This window comes from Massilia sp. IC2-278, from assembly GCF_020708045.1.
Lineage (GTDB): Bacteria > Pseudomonadota > Gammaproteobacteria > Burkholderiales > Burkholderiaceae_D > Telluria.
This window is the reverse complement of sequence record NZ_JAJFES010000002.1, coordinates 369204-386863: the sequence shown is the minus strand read 5'-3', so window position 1 is coordinate 386863 and position 17660 is coordinate 369204. Positions and strand designations below refer to the sequence as shown.

The following is a 17660-nucleotide window of genomic DNA, read 5'->3' as shown; positions in this document are numbered from 1 at the left end:
CTCATCTGCCTTCGAAGCGGACCAGCTCGATTTCAAATAACTTGGGCCAGAACTTGCCGGTGACGTAAAGCCGGCGGCTCTTGCCATCCCAGGCGATGCCGTTCAACACGGCGTCGACCGAGGTGGTGCCGCGCTGCGCGGGCGGCAGCAGGTTGCGCAGATCGACCCAGCCGACCACCTTGCCCGACACCGGGTCGATGCGCGCGATCACGTCCGTTCCCCAGACGTTGGCATACAGTTCGCCGTCGACGATTTCCAGCTCGTTCAGCGACTCGATCGGCTTGCCCTCGGCCGTCACCTGCACGCGCCGCACTTCCTTCAGGTTCTTCGGGTCCAGCACGCGGATGCTGGCGCTGCCGTCGCTCATGTAGACGTGCTTCGCGTCGCTGGCCAGGCCCCAGCCTTCGCCCTCGTACGGGAAGCGGCCTTTCACGGCAAAGGTCTTGGCGTCGAACACGAAGCCGAACTTCGATTGCCAGGTCAGGCCGTAGATGTTGTCGCCGAATGCCGTTGAGCCTTCGCCGAACACCTCGGCCGGCAGGTCGGTCTTCTGCAATACCTTGCCGGTCTTGAGTTCGACCTTGCGCAGCGTCGAGCGGCCGTTCAGGCCGGTACTCTCGTACAGGTGGCCGTCGCGGAAAAACAGGCCCTGGGTAAAGGCTTGCGGGTCGTGCGGGTAGGTGTTCTTGACAACGAAACCGTAGACGGGGATCGCCGCCTGGGCTGCGTGGCTGGCGACTGCGGTGACGAGAATGGCGGCGAGGGCGGAGGTTTTCAGCATGGTGGGCCGGATGAGACTGGTCGGGATGGCCACTCTAGCATGAAGGCGCGGGCGCTGTTGCCGGCGCTACAGCTCAGCTACAGCGCAGTTACAAATAAGCCAGCAGCCGCCCGCAGGTGATCACGCCGAGCCAGAGCAGGATAGACAGCAGCGCGTGGGCACGCGCGGCGGGCGGCGCCGGCTTTTCGCGTTCCCAGTTCGCCACGCTGCGATAAGGAAACACGTGGAAGGCCAGCGCATTCAGGCCGGCAGCGGCGATCAGCGCCAGTTTCCACTGGAAGGCCGGGTTGCGCGCCAGCTCGGCGGGATGGGCGGAAAACAGCAGCAGCCCGGCCGGCACGATCAACAGCAACGCGGCGACCGCCCAGCGCAGCAGGTGGCGCGCCAAAAGCTGCACCGGCAAGCCGCGCGCAAAGCCGAGTACGCGCAAGTCGAACAGCACCACGCTGCCCACCAGCACCGCGAAGCCGAAGATGTGGACGATCTCGACAGCCGGATACAGCCAGGGATCGCCGCGCATCGCCTGCGAGAGCGGCGTCCCTTCCAGCCAGGCCGCCGCCGCCGCGAACGCCATCAGCGCAGCTCCGTGGTCTTGCCCTCGATGGTGATGCGTTCGGCGCGCAGTTCGTCACCCTTGCTGCGATGGGGATAACCGTGGACGCTGGCTTTCTGGCCGGCCACCAGCTTGTCGCGCGGCAGGCCGCGGCTTTCCATGCGCGACGGCGGGGCCAGCACCACCAGCCAGGTTTTATCGGCCGTTTTCAGGCGCACGAAGCCGTGCGGCTGCTCGTAGCCGACCTGTTCGATGGTGCCGGTCAGGTCGAGCGGTTTGTCGGACTGGTATTCGCTCCAGCCATGGTGGGCGAGGGCGCTGCCGGCGGCGGCCAGCGCGGCGAGCAGGAACAGACGCTTTTTCATGAGGGTCTCCCGGAACGCGACAGGATGAGATGCACGATTGTACGTCCGTTATCTGCGGAAGCGGCTGGCCGGCGTCTATCGTGCGCCGGTCGTCGCGGCGGCCCCGGCCTGCCTGCCGCCGTGGGCGTTCAGGCGCCCGATGACTTCCAGGCGGCCGTCGCGCAGTACGGTGAGCACCATTTCTCCCTGCGCCACGTATTCCCCGGTGAGAGCGCGGATGTTCACGTCGTGGGTGACCAGCACCAGCGGCCCCATGCCGCGCCGCTCTTCCAAACGGTTGTAGAGGTCGCGCACCCTGGCCGCGCTGCTGGCCTCGTCGAGTTTGAACATCGAATCGAGCGCGGGTTCGGGTTTCACCCCGTCGAAGGCGAGGCGCGCCGTTTCCAGGCAGCGGCACCAGCGGCTGGACCAGACGGCGCCGGGCACGATGTTGTGATGGCGGAATGCGGCGCCGATGGCGCGGGCGTCGTCGCGGCCGGCGGCGGAAAGGTTGCGCTGGGTGGCGCACTTGCCGAGCTCGAAGCCGGGCGGGTCGCCGATGCCGGGCGTGGTGGCGGCGTGGCGCATCAGCACGATGACGCCGTTGCCGCGCAGGCGTTGCCACAGAGCTTCGTCGCCGGCATCGGCAGCGTGCGCAGTGGGAGAGAAGATCAGCAGGCAGAGCAGCAGACGAAACAGCAGGCGAGGAAGGACCCGACTCAGCATGACGCTCTCCCGTTGGTGGCTGGTTCGATTATGAACCTCCCATCGCCGGACGAGCGCACGCGCCGTGTTACTCTTTAGAAATTATCTTTTTGAGAACACAGCATGCGATCGTCGACGGTACGAAGAATGATGCGGATCTGCCTCGTTGGCGTGGGTCTGGCGGGTGGGGCGGCACAGGCGCAGACGCAGACGCAAGAAACGGCGGCCGCCTGCGCGGGATATGGCGAGGACGTGCAGGTCATGCTGGAAGCCGACGGGGCCCTGCGCGGGCGCCAGGATTACCTGGCCGCGCCGGAAGACGGCGGACAAGCGCGGCGCGGGGCGCAACTGGCCCTGGTCGAGCGCAGCAATGCCATGCGCCTGGAAACGCTGCTGGCGCGCTGCGGCTGGCCCCTGCGCTCCGTCCATGGCGCCAAAGCGGGGGAGGCTGCCTGGCAGCTGGTGCGCCACAGCCTGGCGCTGCAACAGGCTGCGGCGCCGCACCTGGAACGCGCGGTGGCCGCCGGCGAAGCGGATGGCCGCGTGCTGGCGCAGCTGCTGGACCGCATCGCCCTCGCCAAAGGAGAGCCGCAGCGCTACGGCACCCAGATGCGCCAGCTCGACGGCTGCCGCTGGACGCCGCAGCCGATGGACGACCGGGCTCGTGTAGAAGAACGCCGGCGAACGCTTGGCCTGCCCGGCCTGGAGGAGCAGGAAAGGCAGGCGAACGTCATGGTCATCCACGAAGGGTGCGAAAACCAGGTCGCCATGCCGCCGCTTCAGGCCAACAAATAATACCGTTTATACCGTTTATTTTGAATAAATCATATAAACGGTATGACGAGTAAAACGCGGGTTTTTAACGGTCCGGAAACCTCATCCATAAATTCCCGCGAGACGCCCGAAAAACCGGCCAATTTCACTCCCCGAAGCCTTCCAGCACCACCTTGCCGCTGGCCGCGCCGCTCTCGATAAAGGCATGGGCGCGGCGCAGGTTGGCGGCGTTGATGGCGCCGAAGTGCTCGGCCAGCGTGGTGCGGATGCGGCCGGCGTCGACCAGTTGCGCCACCTCGTTCAGCAGATCGTGCTGGGCCTGGATGTCGGCCGTCTCGAACAGCGAGCGGGTGAACATCAGTTCCCAGTGCAGCGAGATGCTCTTGCGCTTGAGCAGGCGGATGTCGATCGGCTCCGGATCGTCGATCAGCGCCAGCTTGCCCTGCGGTTTGATGGCGTTGACCAGGGCGGCGAAGTGCTTGTCGGTGTGGGTCAGGCTGATGGCGTAGTCGACTTCGCCTAGTTCCGCATCCAGCAAGGCTTTATCGAGCGGCTGGCTGTGGTCGATCACGTGCTGGGCGCCCAGATCGCGCACCCAGGCCTGGGTTTGCGGACGCGAGGCGGTGGCAATCACCGTGATGCCGGTCAACTGGCGCGCCAGCTGGATCAAAATCGAACCGACACCGCCGGCGGCGCCCACCACCAGCAGCTTTTCGCCGGCATGGCCGCCGCGCTGCAGGCCGAGACGGTCGAACAACAGCTCCCAGGCGGTAATCGCGGTCAGCGGCAGGGCGGCTGATTCGGCAAAGCCGAGCGAGGCCGGCATGCGGCCGACGATGCGCTCATCGACCAGGTGCAGTTCGCTGTTGCTGCCGGCGCGGTTGATGGCGCCGGCGTACCAGACGCGGTCGCCCGGCTGGAACAGGGTCACGTTCGGGCCGACGGCGCGCACGATGCCGCTGGCATCCCAGCCCAGCACGCGCGGTTCGGACTGGCCCTCGGCCGGCAGGCCGCGGCGCACCTTGGTGTCGACCGGGTTCACGGACACGGCATGCACTTCGACCAGCAAATCGTGGCCGCTGGCGACCGGGTCGGCCAGGTTCAGGTCTTGCAGGGCGCTCGGATGGTCGGCGGGCAGGGCGGCAAAGGCGGCAATGGCTTTCATGGGTGTTTCCTTGTTGGTTTGAACAAAGCCAGTGTAGCCACAAAAGATTGTATTGATTAGCCGCTATAATCCGAAAAGACTATCCAAAGGGACGGACAATGAAGCTCGACGCGATGGCGCTGTTCGTCCAGGTGGCGCATGCCGGCAGCTTCACGGCGGCTGCCAGCGTCACCGGGCTGCCGAAATCCACGGTCAGCCAGCGCGTGGCCGAACTCGAAACCGCGCTCGGTGTGCGCCTGCTGCACCGGACCACGCGCCGCCTGAGCTTGACGGCGGCCGGCCAGGTCTACCTCACCCACTGCGAAACCATGCTAGATGCGGCCCACGCCGCCGACGCCGCCATTTCCCGCCTGCGCGACGAACCGGCCGGCAACCTGCGCCTGACCGCGCCGGAAGCCTCCGGCATCCTGCTGCTGCCGCCTCTGCTGGCGGCTTTTCACGCGCGCTACCCGGCGGTGAGCGTCGAATGCGTGATCACCGACGCCCACCTCGACCTGGTGGCCGAACGCATCGACCTGGCCCTGCGCACCGGGCAGCTGGGCGACTCGAGTTTCGTCTCGCGCCGCGTGGGCACGGTGCGGCGCGTGCTGGTGGCCTCTCCCGGCTACCTGCAGCAGCACGGCACGCCGGCGCAAGCGGCGGACCTGGGCCGCCACCAGCTGCTGCTGCACGACGTCCTGCCCGAATGGCCGCTGCAGAGCGACGGCAGGATCGTCCACATTCCCGCCCTCGGCGCGGCGCTACGCGCCAACAACCTGAACACCCTGCGCGGCCTGGCAATCGCCGGCGCCGGTATCGCCCTGCTGCCCTGGTTCATGGTGCGCGATGCGCTGGAAAGCGGCAGCGTGCAGCTGGTGCTGCCCGAGCATCCGCCTACCGATAACAGCTATTACGCGGTGTATCCGGGGCGCAGCCACCGGCCCGCGGCTTTGTCCGCCTTGCTGGAATTTATCGATCAGTTCGACCTGGCAAGTTACTTGTCCTGAGTTGCCGTGACAGGGCGCAGGCAGGGCCGGTGAGGCCGGCTAACGTGCGCCAATTACACAAAAGATAATACTAAGATGACCACATCGGGATGCATCACGTATCCCCATGGCTGCCTGTCGCCCGGAGCCTGTACCGGCGCGGCCGCGGCTTTTTGCCATCATCCAGAAAGGATTCACCATGCCAGCTCCCGAGCGCCATCCGCTCACCCTGCGCATCAACGGCCGCGATCACCAGCTGGAACTGCAAGCCTGGGTCACGCTGCTCGACGTGCTGCGCGAGCGCCTCCAACTCACCGGTTCCAAGAAAGGCTGCGACCATGGCCAGTGCGGCGCCTGCACCGTGCTGGTCGACGGCCGCCGCATCAATTCCTGCATGACGCTGGCCGTGATGCAGAACGGCCGCGAGATCACCACCATCGAAGGCCTGGCCGAAGACGGCAAGCTGCACCCGGTGCAACAGGCTTTCGTCGACAACGACGCCTTCCAGTGCGGGTACTGTACGCCGGGGCAGATCTGTTCGGCGATCGGCCTGATAAAGGAAGGGCAGGCGAAGACGGCCGCCGACGTGCGCGAACTCATGAGCGGCAACGTCTGCCGCTGCGGCGCCTACCCGCAGATCCGCATGGCGGTCTGCAAGGCCGCCGGCATCGACGACATGGACAACGCGGTACACCCAGTGGTGCCGGGGACGGTGCCGGCATGAACCCGTTCACCTTTACCCAGGCGGACGACGCCAGGAAGGCCATCGGCGAGGTGGCCGGCAACGCCAGCTTCGCCGGCGAAGCCGTGCGCTTCATCGCCGGCGGCACCAATCTGCTCGACCTGATGAAGGAAGGCGTGATGTTGTCCGGCCGCCTGGTCGACATCAACCGCCTGCCGCTGGATCGAATCGAGGAAAAGGACGGCGGCCTGCTGCTCGGCGCCACCGCGCGCAATGCCGATACGGCCTACCACCCGCTGGTGCGCGAGCGCTATCCGCTGCTCACGGCCGCGATCCTGGCCGGCGCCTCGCCCCAGCTGCGCAACATGGCCAGCAACGGCGGCAACCTGCTGCAGCGTACCCGCTGCTACTACTTCTACGATGTCGGCACGCCCTGCAACAAGCGCGAGCCGAACACCGGCTGCGCGGCGCTCGAAGGCGTGAACCGCCAGCACGCCATCCTCGGCACCAGCCCGCACTGCATCGCCACCCATCCGTCCGACATGTGCGTGGCCCTGGCCGCGCTGGAAGCGACGGTGCACGTGGAGTCGGCACGCGGAAAACGCGACATCCCCTTCGCCGAATTCCACCGCTTGCCCGACGACGCGCCGCAGTACGACACCGTGCTCGAAGCCGACGAACTGATCACCGGCATCTCGCTGCCCGACGCCAGCCGCTACGCCGCCCACTCGGCCTACCTGAAGATCCGCGAGCGCCTGTCGTACGCGTTTGCGCTGGTGTCGGTGGCCGTGGGCTTGGACATCGGCGCCGATGGCGCGATCAAAAGCGCGCGCATCGCCCTCGGCGGCGTGGCCCACAAGCCGTGGCGCCGGCCAGAGGCCGAGCAGCTTTTGGAAGGCAAGCAGCCCGATCCTGCGCTGTTCGGCCAGGTGGCCGACAAGCTGCTCGAAGGCGCCATGGGCCATGGCCACAACGACTTCAAGGTCCGCCTGGCGCGCAACGCCATCGTGCGCGCATTGAAAACGGCGGTGGAAGGCACCGTCACCAATACCGGAGAGCGCAATGACTGATTTGATCCACGATCTACGCGCACCCGTCGCCGAGCCGGGCACCGGCCAGGTGCGCACTGGCACCGCCGTCTCGCGCGTCGACGGCCGCGCCAAGGTTACCGGCGACGCCCGATACGCCGCCGAACACTTCGCCCCCGACATGCTGTATGGCGTGGTCGTGAGCAGCACCGTGGCCAAGGGCCGCATCGTCACCATCGACGCCACCGAGGCCCTGGCCCTGGAAGGCGTGGTCGAGGTGATGAGCCACCTGAACCGCCCGAAAGTGCGCTCCTTCGACATCAGCTACAAGGACATGACGGCGCCGGCCGGCTCGCCTTTCCGTCCGTTCTACGACGACCAGGTGATCTACAGCGGCCAGCCGGTGGCGCTGGTGCTGGCCGAGACCTTCGAGGCCGCACGCCGCGGCGCCGCCCTGGTGCGCATCCACTACCACGAGGAAGCGCACGATACGCGCATGACGGCGAACCTGGACAAGGCCTACAAACCGCGTCCGCTGAAGGCCGGCTACGAGCCGCCGCCGCCGGAAAAGGGCGATGCCGAAAAGGCCTGGCAGGCCGCGCCGGTACGCATCGAATCCGAGTTCCACCACGGCGTCGAGCATCACAATCCGCTAGAGCTGTTCGCCTCCACCGTGATCCGCGACGAAGACGGCCACTTGACCATCTACGACAAGACGCAAAGCTCGCAGAACAGCCGCTGGTACGTGTCGCACGTGTTCGGCCTGTCGAAGAACAAGGTCACGGTGCGCAACCCATATGTCGGCGGCGCCTTCGGTTCCGGCCTGCGTCCGCAGTACCAGCTGACGCTGGCGGTGATGGCTTCGCTGAAGATGAAACGCTCGGTGCGCGTGACACTCACGCGCCAGCAGATGTTCAGCTTCGGCCACCGTCCGGAAACCGTGCAGTACGTGAAGCTGGCGGCCGAGCAGGACGGCACGCTGCGCTCGATCATGCACGACGCGATTGCCGAGACCTCGCAGATCGAGGATTACGTCGAGGTCGTGGTCAACTGGTCGGGCCTGCTCTACGCCTGCGACAACATCAAATTGGGCTACAAGCTGGTCAGCGTCGACCAGTACACGCCGATCGACATGCGCGCCCCCGGCGCGGCGCACGGCATGCATGCGCTCGAAGTGGCGATGGACGAACTGGCCTACAAACTGAAGATGGACCCGCTGGCGCTGCGCCTGAAGAACTACGCCGAGCGCGCCCCCATCGAGGACAAGCCCTTCTCGAGCAAGGAGCTGCGTGCCTGCTACAGCCAGGGTGCGGAAAAATTCGGCTGGGACCAGCGCCCATTGGAGCCACGCTCGATGCGCGAGGGGTCGGAACTAATCGGCTGGGGCATGGCCACCGGTGTCTGGGATGCGATGCAGATGTTCGCGCGCGCCAGCGCCGTGATGCATGTCGACGGGCGCCTGGTGGTGTCGAGCGCCGCCACCGACATCGGCACCGGCACCTATACCGTGATGGCGACGATTGCCGCGGAAGCGATGGGCCTGCCGCTGGAACGCGTGACCTTCCAGCTGGGCGACTCGACCCTGCCGGTGGCGCCGATCGAAGGCGGTTCCTCGCACGTGGCGACCGTCGGTTCGGCGGTGGCGGGCGTATGCGACAAGCTGCGCAAGACCCTGCTGCGCTATGCGCAATCGGCAGCCGATTCGCCGTTCCGCGACAAGCGTTTGAAGGACGTGGAATTCGTCGACGGCGCGCTGCGTTTGAAAAAGGATCCACGCACCTGGATTTCGCTGGCCTCGATCGTCGGCGCCACCGGCCGCGACCAGCTTGAGGAAAAGTACCTGATGCTGCCGAACATGCTCAAGCAGCGCAAGTACCGGCGCCTGGTGCACTCGGCGGTATTCGTCGAGGCGCGCGTGGACGAGGAGCTCGGCATCGTGCGCATCACGCGCGTGGTCAGCGCCATCGCTGCAGGACGCATCATGAATACCAAGACGGCGAGCAGCCAGATCGTCGGCGGCGTGGTGTGGGGCATCAGCCAGGCGCTGCACGAGGAAAGCCATACCGACCACCGTTTCGGGCGCTTCATGAACCACAATTTGTCGGAGTACCACGTGGCGGTGAATGCGGATATCCACGATATTGATGTGATTTTCGTGGAAGAAGACGACCGTATCGTTAGCCGCCTGGGTGCCAAGGGCGTGGGCGAGATCGGGTTGGTGAGCGTGTCGGCGGCGGTCAGCAATGCCATCTTCCACGCGACCGGCAAGCGGATTCGCAGTACGCCGATCACGCCGGACAAGGTGTTGATGGGCGGGCCGTGACGTAAGGGCAGCACGCATGGGATAGGGCGCTGTTGCGTGTGCCGTTCGTGGTGTGCGAAATCCGCGTGGGCTCGAGAGCCTAGCGTGGCCCGGCCCACCCTACGGTCACCGCTATCTGCGAGTTCATACGAAACCCGGATACGCAGCGTGTCCCGTACGGTGGGCACCCCGTGCCCACGCGGATCACGCACATCACGAACGCAACACGCAACAGCGCCACATCCTTAAAACACACGAAACGAAAACAACACCATGTCATCCACACCCAACCCCAAAACCGCCATCGTCACCGGCGCCTCACGCGGCATCGGCCGCGCCATCGCCCTGCGCCTGGCGCGCGACGGTTACGCGGTCGCCGTCAACTACGCCAGCCGCTCGCAAGACGCCGACGCGGTGGTGGCGGAAATCGAAACCGCTGGCGGCCGTGCAATCGCCCTCCAGGCCGACGTCTCCCAGGCCGCCGACTGCACCCGCCTGTTCGAACAGGCCGAAGCCGCCCTCGGCCCCATCGACATCGTCATCAACAACGCCGGCGTGATCCAGCCCGGCACCACGATGCTGGCCGACACCGACGACGCGCTGTACGAACGCATCTTCGCCATCAACACGCGCGGCACCTTCCACATGCTGCGCCTGGCCGCCACGCGCCTGCGCCAGGGCGGGCGCATCGTCAACTTCTCGACCAGCGCGATTGGCCTGGCCATGCCGGGCTACGCCGTGTATGCGGGCGCGAAAGCGGCGGTCGAGACCTTCACCAATATCTTTGCCAAGGAAATGCGCGGCAGGGGCATCTCGGTGATGTGCGTCGCGCCGGGGCCGACGGCGACCGAGCTGTTCCTGGACGGGAAACCGGCCGAGCTGGTCGAGCGCCTGGCGAAAGCCGCACCATTGGAAAGGCTGGGTACGCCGGAAGACATCGCGAATACGGTGGCGTTTTTGGTGGGTCCGGAAGGCAAATGGGTGAACGGGCAAACACTGCGGGTGAATGGCGGCATTGTGTAAAACTGTCGAGTTATCCCCACCCCATTTCGCCCGGCGTATTCATTCAGCAATTATCATCCATTCTGATATCTCTATGCGGCGTGGTTAACTCTTGGTTTCAGTTACATTCAGGGACTGAAAACCGCTGCCGGATTTACCGATTAACGGTATTTGAAGGGGATATCAGCCGCCCAGCAGGTCGTAATGCACGTCCTTGCGGTCCTGCGTTTGCGGTCCCTCGACCAGGTAGGCGTCCCAGCCCAGGCGGCCGGGATGGCCGCGTTCCGAGATCGTGACCGGCCGCACATCGGCAGCGCGCAGTACCAGTTCGACTTCGTATTCGAGCGCCAGCCCGGTGAACATGGTCAGCAGGCTTTTCAGGGCGCGTGCCGCCAGCCCGCCCGGCAGGAAAGCCATGAAACCGGCATGGTCGAGCGGTCCGACGACCAGGCGCAGGCGCAAATCGCGTTGCCAGACGCGACCGCCGGCGATTGCATCCATGCCGAGCACGCCGATCTCACCGCCGAGCACGGTTTGCTGGGGCAGCGGCACCTCGTACCAGCGGCCGACGAATTGCTGGGCTTGCACCGGATGTCCGAAATACTCGCCCAGCACGCGCGCCAGCTGCACCGCCGAACTCGGCCGGTGCCGGATCGACGCCGCAAAGTAGCCGATCGATTCGTCCAGCACGGCGCCGTCCTGCCGGCGCGACAGGCGCTGGCGCAGCGCGTTGTTGCCCAGGCCGGCCAGGGACAGCAGCAGCGGCAGGAAATGGTCCTGGCCATCGACCTGGTATTTCAGCGCCAGCCGGTACTTGCGCCAGGCTTCATAGAACAGCGCCAGCGAACGGTTCGAAAAGGTGTCGAGGAAGGCACGCGCGCCCTCGTCCTTTTCATTGAACAAGTGTTCGGCGATGCGTTCGGTGTAATGGACCGGCAGCACGCCGGTGCCGCCGAGCAGGCCCATGAAGGCCGGCGTGATGCGCACGTATTTCAGCGTGGCGTCTTGCAGGGCCGTGCCGAGCGCGGCGGCATCGCGTGCGATATCGCGCGGTTCGGTGGCGATGGCCTCGATCTGGCTGGCCGGAAAGCGCAGCGAGGTCGAGTTCTGGAAGCGCAGGAAGTTGGCCACCATGCCTTGCCGCGGCATGCCGTTGCGCTTGAGCCAGAGTTCCAGCACCCGCACCGCCTGGAAATACTCGAAGCGGTAGGGTTCGCGGAACAACTTCTCGATTACAGCAGGCTCGAATCGCCGCTTCTTGGCAAACATCTGAGCAGCTCCTGGCCGTTTTTGTTGGAAACCACCACCAGCTGGGTGAAGCTGTTGGCATGCACATACAGCGAGAGGAAGCGTTCGACGATGTGGGCAAAAGCGTGGATGCCGCTGCCGACAAAGGCTTCTTCGTCGATGCTCAGGCGCACTTCCACGCCGCGCACCAGGCAAGTAAACGGATTGCCGGACAGCCAGGCCGTGGCCGGCTGCTGCACGATGTCGGCAATGCCGCCGATCTGGCGCTGCGACGACGGCGAACGCGGCAGGTCGTACAGCGCCAGCATTTCGCGGAAGGCGTCGATGCCGCCATCGGCCAGCGACAGATGGTTCAGCGACAAATGGGAAATCAGGCGCCAGTGGGCGCTGCGTCCGCGCGCAAAGCGCCAGGACGGCGTGGGTTTGCGCAGGAGGGCGATGCCGCGCGTGCTGGCGCCACCCTCGAAGAATAAATCGCCGCCGGGCTGGCCGTAGCCGAGCAGCGAGGGCAGGTCGCGGTTGCTGCAGGTCAGTTCCAGGTTCAGCGTTTCGGTCTCGACCGCGGCCGGGTCGAAGTCGATGTCGACGATCGTGATCTGCGATTCGAAACCCGGGCTTTTATCGGCTAACTCCTCGTCGCGCCGCATGGCCCAGTAATGGCCGTGCTGTTCCGGCGTTTGCGCATGCTTGAGCGAATAAAACGGACGGAACTCGACGATCGCTTCGCCCTGCGGCGTCTGGCGCACCAGGTTCACCGAATCGACCGCATAGACCTCGAAAGCGAAGGCGCGGCGGGCGTCGCCCAGTACCGGATAACTGGCCGTGGCATGGGTCAGGCGGATCGGCTCGCCGCGCTGGCGGAACAAATTGATCACCGGCGTGCAGCCGAGCAGGACATTGTTCGTGCTCAGGGTGCCGAGCATGCGCGCGGTATTCGAGTCGGGGCGGATGCCCTGCAAACCCAGGTGCAGGGTCAGCGTCCTGCAGCCCACGGGCAACAGCGGCGCCAGCGCGGCCAGGTCGATATCGAAAAAGTTGAATTTTTCCGGGAAGCAGAAGTACTCGGTGAGCAGGCGGTACGCCACATGCGAGCGCGCCGGGAAATCGATCAGGGCGTCTTCTTCCCCGAAGCCGGCGGGCTGGACCGGCATGGCGGACAGGGGAATCCAGCGTCCGTTGTTGTCGGTCTCCAGCCAGGCGGCAGCGCCACGCATGAACAGCGCATCGCGCAGGGCCGCGCAGAACGACGGCTCGCCGTCGATGAACACGCGCAGGGTGGGCAGCACCAGCTGGCCGGTCCGGATCTGCTCGAAGGCGCCGGACAGGCCGAGATGGATGCAGGCGCCTACGCCGGCGGGCAGGCGCACCGCTTCCGGCGGGCTGATGATGGCGTCGAAGCGGGCGGTGCTGAATGCAAGCGGCGCCACGGTGACCGGATACACCGTGCGGAAGGTGCAGGAGCCGCCGCGCACCTGGCGCGTGGCCAGTTGGGTGCCGCGCGGGACCGTGCCCATGCCTTGCGTCGCGCTCGCGTCCAGGTGGGCGATCGAGCAGGACGGAAAGGGCCGCAGGTAGTGCGGATACAACACATCGAACAGGGCTTCGGTGAATTCCGGGTAATCGTCGTCGAGGCGCTTGGCGATGCGGGCATTGAGCAGGGCAAAGGATTCGATCATGCGCTCGGTATGCGGGTCTTCGCACACTTCACCGCTGATCAACAGGCGCCCGGCGATCTTCGGGTAGCGCTCGGCGAATTCGCGAAAGTTGCGGCGCAGGTAGCCCAGCTCGCTTTCGTAATACGGCAGTAATTGTTCCAAATCAGGCTCCCGCAGGCGCGGTGCGGCCTGCCTTGCTGATGCTGTAGCTCAGCGTTGATGGTTGCAGCACTGCGTCGAAGTTCACCGATTCCTGCGAGGTGCTGATCACGAGCAGGGCGGTGATCGAGAAGTTCAGGCGGTTCACCGTGTCGTCGCGCAGTTCGAGCGAGGCCTTGACGTTTTTCAGGCGCGGCTCGTGGCGGGCAATGACGCTTTCGATGCAGGCGCAGATGTGGGCGCGGTCGGTCGGGCTCGACAGCGACAGGTCCGCAAAGTCGATCAGCCCGTAGCTGACGAGCGAATTAGCGCAATCCGGATACGGTTCCAGCATCTCGTCGGGCAACACCGAGCGCGTGTTCAGCAGGGCTTCGAGGTCGCGCGCCACCATGTCCTTCATGTCTTCGAGCAGGGCGCGCGGGGTGTTGCCACGCAGCGGCACGCCCAGCAGGCGGTCGAATAGTCCAGGCGTAAAACCTTTCATTGGCGTCCTTCGTGCTGGTGGTCGATGCGGAGCAAACCGCATGTTGCCACGCCGTCCAGCGCCAACGTTTGAGCAACTTCACATGCGCAACTTTTGGTCTTGTTATTGTCCTTTGAGGAAAGTTCGGCCCACATCAACAAATACTTGAGGGATGCCAGAAACATGAGCAGCAAAGTACTCTGGGGCGAAGGCCTCCTGTTACGTCCACAACATTTCCAGCGCCAGGACGAATACCACGAACATTGCCTGAACAAGGGCATCAAGGCGGTCCACCCGTATGCCTGGGGCGTGGAGCGCCTGCAGATCGACCGCGAGGCGCTGGCCAGCAATGTGCTGCGCATCGTCGACCTCGCCGTGCGCTTCCAGGATGGCGAACTGGTCGATGCGCCCGGCGCCGACGAATTGCCCGACACGATAGACCTGGGCGCGCTGCAGCAGTCGCAGGGGAGCGTGACGTATTACGTGGCGCTGCCCGGCCTGAAGCCCTTCAACGGCAACTTCGCCCAGCCGGGGCAGGCCTCGAACACGGCGCGCTTCGTGCAGGCCAACCAGGACACGCCGGATTTGTACACGGGCGCCGCCCCGGTGCAGCTGGCCTACCTGAAAAAATCGGTGCGCCTGATCTCGGATGCCGACCCGCGCGACGCCTATGTCCACTTTCCGCTGCTGCGCCTGCGCCGCGTGAGTACCGGCGGCTTCGAGCTCGACCCGTCGTTTGTCCCGCCCAGCCTGACGGTCACCGCCGCGCCGCCGCTGTTCCAGCAGCTGCGGCGCCTGCTCGACGCCCTGCAGGCCAAGGTCAGCGCGCTGTACGGCCACCACCGCGAGCCGAGCAAGAACGTGATTGAATTCCGCTCCGGCGACATGAGTTCGTTCTGGCTCCTGCACACGGCCAGCGCGGCATATGCCGAACTGACCCACCACTTCCACCATCCGACCCTACATCCCGAGCGCCTGTACGAACAGTTGCTGGGCGTGGCCGGGCGCCTGATGACCTTCTCGAAAAGCTGGACCCTGTCGGATCTGCCGCCCTACCAGCACAGCGACCCCGGACCCGGCTTCACCAAGCTGCACCAGATCATCCGCGAGCTGCTCGACACCGTGATCTCGTCGAAATACTTCGCGATCACCCTCAACGAAAGCCGGCCCTGCTACCACATCGGCATGCTCGACTCGGGCAAGATCGACGAGAAAACCACCTTCTACATCGCGGTCGGCGCCGACGTTCCCGCCATCGAGCTGGTCGACGTGGTGCCGCTGCGCTTCAAGGTCGGCGCCCCGGACGACGTGGAAAAATTCGTGCTCTCGGCCCTGCCCGGCGTGCGCCTGCAGTACACGCCGCAACTGCCGGCGGCGGTGCCGGTGCGGCCCGATACCTGTTACTTCTTGCTGGAAGCAAAAGGGCAGATGTACGAGCGCATGCTCAAGGCGCAGTCGATCTCGCTCTACGTGCCGGCCGGGATGAAGGAACTGCGGCTGGAACTGCTGGCCGTGGCGTCCTGAGGAGGTAACAATGTCCGGACCCCTCATTGTTCTCGGCGACAAGACCTCGCACGGCGGCTCAGTGATCGAGGCCTCGCCCAACAGCGACTCTGGCGGCAAGGGCATCGCCCGCGTCGGCGACAAGGCCACCTGCCCGAAACACGGGCCGAACCCTATCGTCAGCGGCGACGCCACCCTGATCGTCGACGGCAAACCGGCCGCGCGCAACGGCGACAAGACCGCCTGCGGCGCCACCCTGATCGCCGGCCAGCAGGCCACGATCGACAATATCTGACCCGACTTCCATGACAACTGCGATTGCCTCGCCGGGCGCCTTGCCCGGCCCGCTGAAGGGCGGTTTGCTGGCCGCCGGCGTGTTCGCCGCCTGCTGGGGTGGCGCCATCTGGTACTGGCGCGGCGCCACCGGCACGCCCGGCACGCTTGAATTGATGCTGGTGCTGCTGGCCTTGCCGCTGATGCTGGTCGGGTCGATGTGGTTTGGCGGCAAGCTGCTGGCGAAACGCGCGGCAGCGGCGCCGGCTGCCGCAGCGGTGATGACGGCGCCGGCCCCGGTTGCGGCCCTACCGGCCCTGGCCATCGTCTCGAGCGCCTTGCGTTCGCCGTATGGCGCATCTGCGGAGGAGCTGGCCGAGGCAATTGCCGGCAACACCGTGCGGCCCGACCTCGACGCCGAACTGATCGACGACGATGGCTTTCCGGTGGCGGCGGCGCGCTGCAGCGATGCGCTGGACCCATCCTTACAGGAAGAAGTGGGTGCGTGGCTGGTGCAGAACGGCATGCCCGAGCTGCACTTTACCGATCCGCAGTGGCGGGCCTTGACGCTGGGCAGCAGCGTCGTGGCCGAGCTGGCCAGCCGTGCCGGCGACCTGCTGCCGGCCGAGGGCAAGCCGCCCAGCCTGCGTCTGCTGCCCCTGCTGCCGGCGGACTGGACGCTGGAACAGCGCCGCGCCGCCGGCATGTGGTTCCAGCACATTGCTGCGAGCTTCGGCTGGCCGGCCGCCCAGGTGGCGCTGCCGGACGCCAGTGCCGAGGCCATCACGCCGGCAGCCTTGTGTACTCAGCTGGCAAGCGAGGCGGCTAAGGAGACGGCGCCCGTCGTGGCCCTGCTCGTGGCCTGCGCTTCGAATATCGGGCAGGACATTGTCGACGAGTGGGCAAGCAAGGGCATCCTGTTCACGTCCGGCCGGCCGCAGGGCCTGGTGCCGGGCGAAGGTGCGGCCGGCCTGTTGCTGACCGACCTGCGCCTGGCGCACGCCATCGACGGCACCTTGTTTGTCCTGCTCGATCCGGCCGAGGAAGCCCAGCGCGAGGCGGCGGCCCCAGCACGGCAGCGGGCACAGCCGGCCCTGCTGGGCGAACTGGCCGGACGCGCCGGCCGGCATGCCGCAGCCGGGCTGGCGGAAGTCGCGATGGTGGTGGCCGACAGCGGCCAGCGCCAGACCCGTACCCTGGAACTGATGGGCATGGTGTCGAACGCCATGCCCGGTCTCGACGAGAACGAGGATGTGTTCTGCGTCGGTAGCGCCAGCGGCGCCTGTGGCGACGTGCCCTTCGTGACGGCGCTGGCGCTGGCACAGCACGGCGCGCTGGTGCGGGGTGCGCCGGTCCTTTGCCTCGGCAATGAAGATGCAGCGCACTGCAGTGCGCACCTGCTGCGTCCGCCGCCGCCCGAGGCCCGGGCAAGTTGAGACAGCAGGGCGGCGAGGCCTCGTCCGAAGCGTCCTACACCGATTCAAGTCGCGCGCCGATTGGCTCTGCCGGGCATCGGACTACCATCGGGTTTTCTGCATTCAAGCTGGGAGAACATGATGGCAGGTAATACCGATACCGATCGCGGCAACATGGGCCGCCAGGACGAACAAATTGCAGGCGGCAACGACAGCGGCGACCGCAGCCGTGTCGATACCCTGTCGGCGCCGGCTTCCGCAAGCGACACGAACAGCCGGCAAGAAGGGCCGGGCACGGCGCGCCAGGGTGGTTTCCAGAGCGCGCCGGCCGAAAGCAATGTGAATGCGCCGGGTGCGCCGCAGAGCAGCCACGGCAGCGCCTCCGGCCCGATTCCCGGTGGCACCGTCGGCGCATCGCGCGGCGATAACAGCAGCCAGTCCGGCATGGGTGCGGCGGCGGCGGGCGGCAACCCCGGCACCTCGATGGGCAGCCCGGACGGCGCCAGCCAGCAAAGCCATATCACCGGTGTTTCCGAGGGCAAGGACGTCGAGAAACTGGCGCAGAAGGACGAGGGCGGGGCAGGCGGCGCGGATTCGCGCTGAGGAAGGAATGCTCAGTTGATCAATTGATCAGCTGAGCGAA

Annotated in this window: 18 protein-coding genes; 10 read left to right on the top strand and 8 right to left on the bottom strand. The window is 66.0% G+C overall.

Annotation, left to right across the window (positions count from 1 at the left end):
* Position 1 precedes the first annotated feature (1 nt).
* From LK540_RS06645 to LK540_RS06630, 4 genes are all read right to left on the bottom strand, one after another.
* The gene (locus LK540_RS06645; protein ID WP_229436294.1) at positions 2 to 781 is read right to left on the bottom strand and encodes a glutaminyl-peptide cyclotransferase; all 780 of its coding nucleotides are present in this window, start codon (positions 779 to 781) and stop codon (positions 2 to 4) included.
* A gap of 88 nt (positions 782 to 869) precedes the next feature.
* The gene (locus LK540_RS06640; protein ID WP_229436293.1) at positions 870 to 1355 is read right to left on the bottom strand and encodes a DUF6644 family protein; all 486 of its coding nucleotides are present in this window, start codon (positions 1353 to 1355) and stop codon (positions 870 to 872) included.
* The gene (locus tag LK540_RS06635; protein ID WP_229436292.1) at positions 1355 to 1699 is read right to left on the bottom strand and encodes a DUF6152 family protein; all 345 of its coding nucleotides are present in this window, start codon (positions 1697 to 1699) and stop codon (positions 1355 to 1357) included. The genes LK540_RS06640 and LK540_RS06635 overlap by 1 nt, the downstream gene beginning before the upstream one ends.
* Before the next feature lie 75 nt (positions 1700 to 1774).
* The gene (locus tag LK540_RS06630) at positions 1775 to 2404 is read right to left on the bottom strand and encodes a histidine phosphatase family protein (RefSeq protein ID WP_229436290.1); all 630 of its coding nucleotides are present in this window, start codon (positions 2402 to 2404) and stop codon (positions 1775 to 1777) included.
* Between the two features lie 126 nt (positions 2405 to 2530).
* Here LK540_RS06630 and LK540_RS06625 point away from each other — a divergent pair, with 126 nt between their 5' ends.
* A complete protein-coding gene (locus LK540_RS06625) occupies positions 2531 to 3178 on the top strand; it encodes a DUF6624 domain-containing protein (protein ID WP_229436289.1) in 648 nt (215 codons plus the stop codon).
* Positions 3179 to 3302: 124 nt separating this feature from the next.
* Here the strand turns inward: LK540_RS06625 and LK540_RS06620 are convergent, their stop codons facing one another.
* The gene (locus tag LK540_RS06620; protein ID WP_229436287.1) at positions 3303 to 4322 is read right to left on the bottom strand and encodes a zinc-binding alcohol dehydrogenase family protein; all 1020 of its coding nucleotides are present in this window, start codon (positions 4320 to 4322) and stop codon (positions 3303 to 3305) included.
* Between the two features lie 98 nt (positions 4323 to 4420).
* Between LK540_RS06620 and LK540_RS06615 the strand changes: the two genes are divergently transcribed.
* The 5 genes from LK540_RS06615 (at position 4421) to LK540_RS06595 (ending at position 10322) form a co-directional block, all read left to right on the top strand.
* The gene (locus LK540_RS06615; protein ID WP_229436286.1) at positions 4421 to 5308 is read left to right on the top strand and encodes a LysR family transcriptional regulator; all 888 of its coding nucleotides are present in this window, start codon (positions 4421 to 4423) and stop codon (positions 5306 to 5308) included.
* A gap of 178 nt (positions 5309 to 5486) precedes the next feature.
* Positions 5487 to 6011 carry a (2Fe-2S)-binding protein gene (locus tag LK540_RS06610; protein WP_229436285.1) on the top strand — a complete coding sequence of 175 codons (525 nt, stop codon included), beginning with the start codon at positions 5487 to 5489 and terminating at the stop codon, positions 6009 to 6011.
* Entirely contained in the window at positions 6008 to 7039 is a 1032-nt protein-coding gene (locus LK540_RS06605; RefSeq protein WP_229436284.1) for a xanthine dehydrogenase family protein subunit M, read from the top strand. Before LK540_RS06610 ends, LK540_RS06605 begins: the two co-directional genes overlap by 4 nt.
* The gene (locus LK540_RS06600; protein ID WP_229436283.1) at positions 7032 to 9320 is read left to right on the top strand and encodes a xanthine dehydrogenase family protein molybdopterin-binding subunit; all 2289 of its coding nucleotides are present in this window, start codon (positions 7032 to 7034) and stop codon (positions 9318 to 9320) included. Before LK540_RS06605 ends, LK540_RS06600 begins: the two co-directional genes overlap by 8 nt.
* Positions 9321 to 9572: 252 nt before the next feature.
* Positions 9573 to 10322, top strand: a complete 750-nt coding sequence (locus LK540_RS06595; RefSeq protein WP_229436282.1) for an SDR family oxidoreductase — start codon at positions 9573 to 9575, stop codon at positions 10320 to 10322.
* 162 nt (positions 10323 to 10484) lie between these two features.
* Here LK540_RS06595 and tssG read toward each other — a convergent pair whose 3' ends face one another.
* Genes tssG through tssE form a run of 3 tightly spaced genes read right to left on the bottom strand, consistent with a single transcriptional unit; the run spans position 10485 to position 13847 of the window.
* Positions 10485 to 11570, bottom strand: coding sequence for a type VI secretion system baseplate subunit TssG (tssG, locus tag LK540_RS06590; RefSeq protein WP_229436281.1), 1086 nt, complete (start codon positions 11568 to 11570; stop codon positions 10485 to 10487).
* Positions 11534 to 13366, bottom strand: a complete 1833-nt coding sequence (gene tssF, locus LK540_RS06585) for a type VI secretion system baseplate subunit TssF (RefSeq protein ID WP_229436280.1) — start codon at positions 13364 to 13366, stop codon at positions 11534 to 11536. Before tssF ends, tssG begins: the two co-directional genes overlap by 37 nt.
* Position 13367: 1 nt before the next feature.
* Positions 13368 to 13847: a type VI secretion system baseplate subunit TssE gene (gene tssE / locus LK540_RS06580; RefSeq protein ID WP_229436278.1), complete on the bottom strand. Its 480-nt coding sequence runs from the start codon at positions 13845 to 13847 to the stop codon at positions 13368 to 13370.
* A gap of 162 nt (positions 13848 to 14009) precedes the next feature.
* Between tssE and tssK the strand changes: the two genes are divergently transcribed.
* The 4 genes from tssK (at position 14010) to LK540_RS06560 (ending at position 17620) form a co-directional block, all read left to right on the top strand.
* Positions 14010 to 15350 carry a type VI secretion system baseplate subunit TssK gene (gene tssK, locus LK540_RS06575; protein ID WP_229436276.1) on the top strand — a complete coding sequence of 447 codons (1341 nt, stop codon included), beginning with the start codon at positions 14010 to 14012 and terminating at the stop codon, positions 15348 to 15350.
* A 10-nt stretch (positions 15351 to 15360) separates the two neighbouring features.
* A complete protein-coding gene (locus LK540_RS06570) occupies positions 15361 to 15624 on the top strand; it encodes a PAAR domain-containing protein (protein WP_229436274.1) in 264 nt (87 codons plus the stop codon).
* 10 nt (positions 15625 to 15634) lie between these two features.
* On the top strand, positions 15635 to 17038 hold the full coding sequence (locus tag LK540_RS06565) for a hypothetical protein (RefSeq protein ID WP_229436272.1): 1404 nt from the start codon (positions 15635 to 15637) through the stop codon (positions 17036 to 17038).
* 117 nt (positions 17039 to 17155) lie between these two features.
* Positions 17156 to 17620 carry a hypothetical protein gene (locus LK540_RS06560; RefSeq protein ID WP_229436270.1) on the top strand — a complete coding sequence of 155 codons (465 nt, stop codon included), beginning with the start codon at positions 17156 to 17158 and terminating at the stop codon, positions 17618 to 17620.
* The last annotated feature ends 40 nt before the right edge of the window (positions 17621 to 17660 follow it).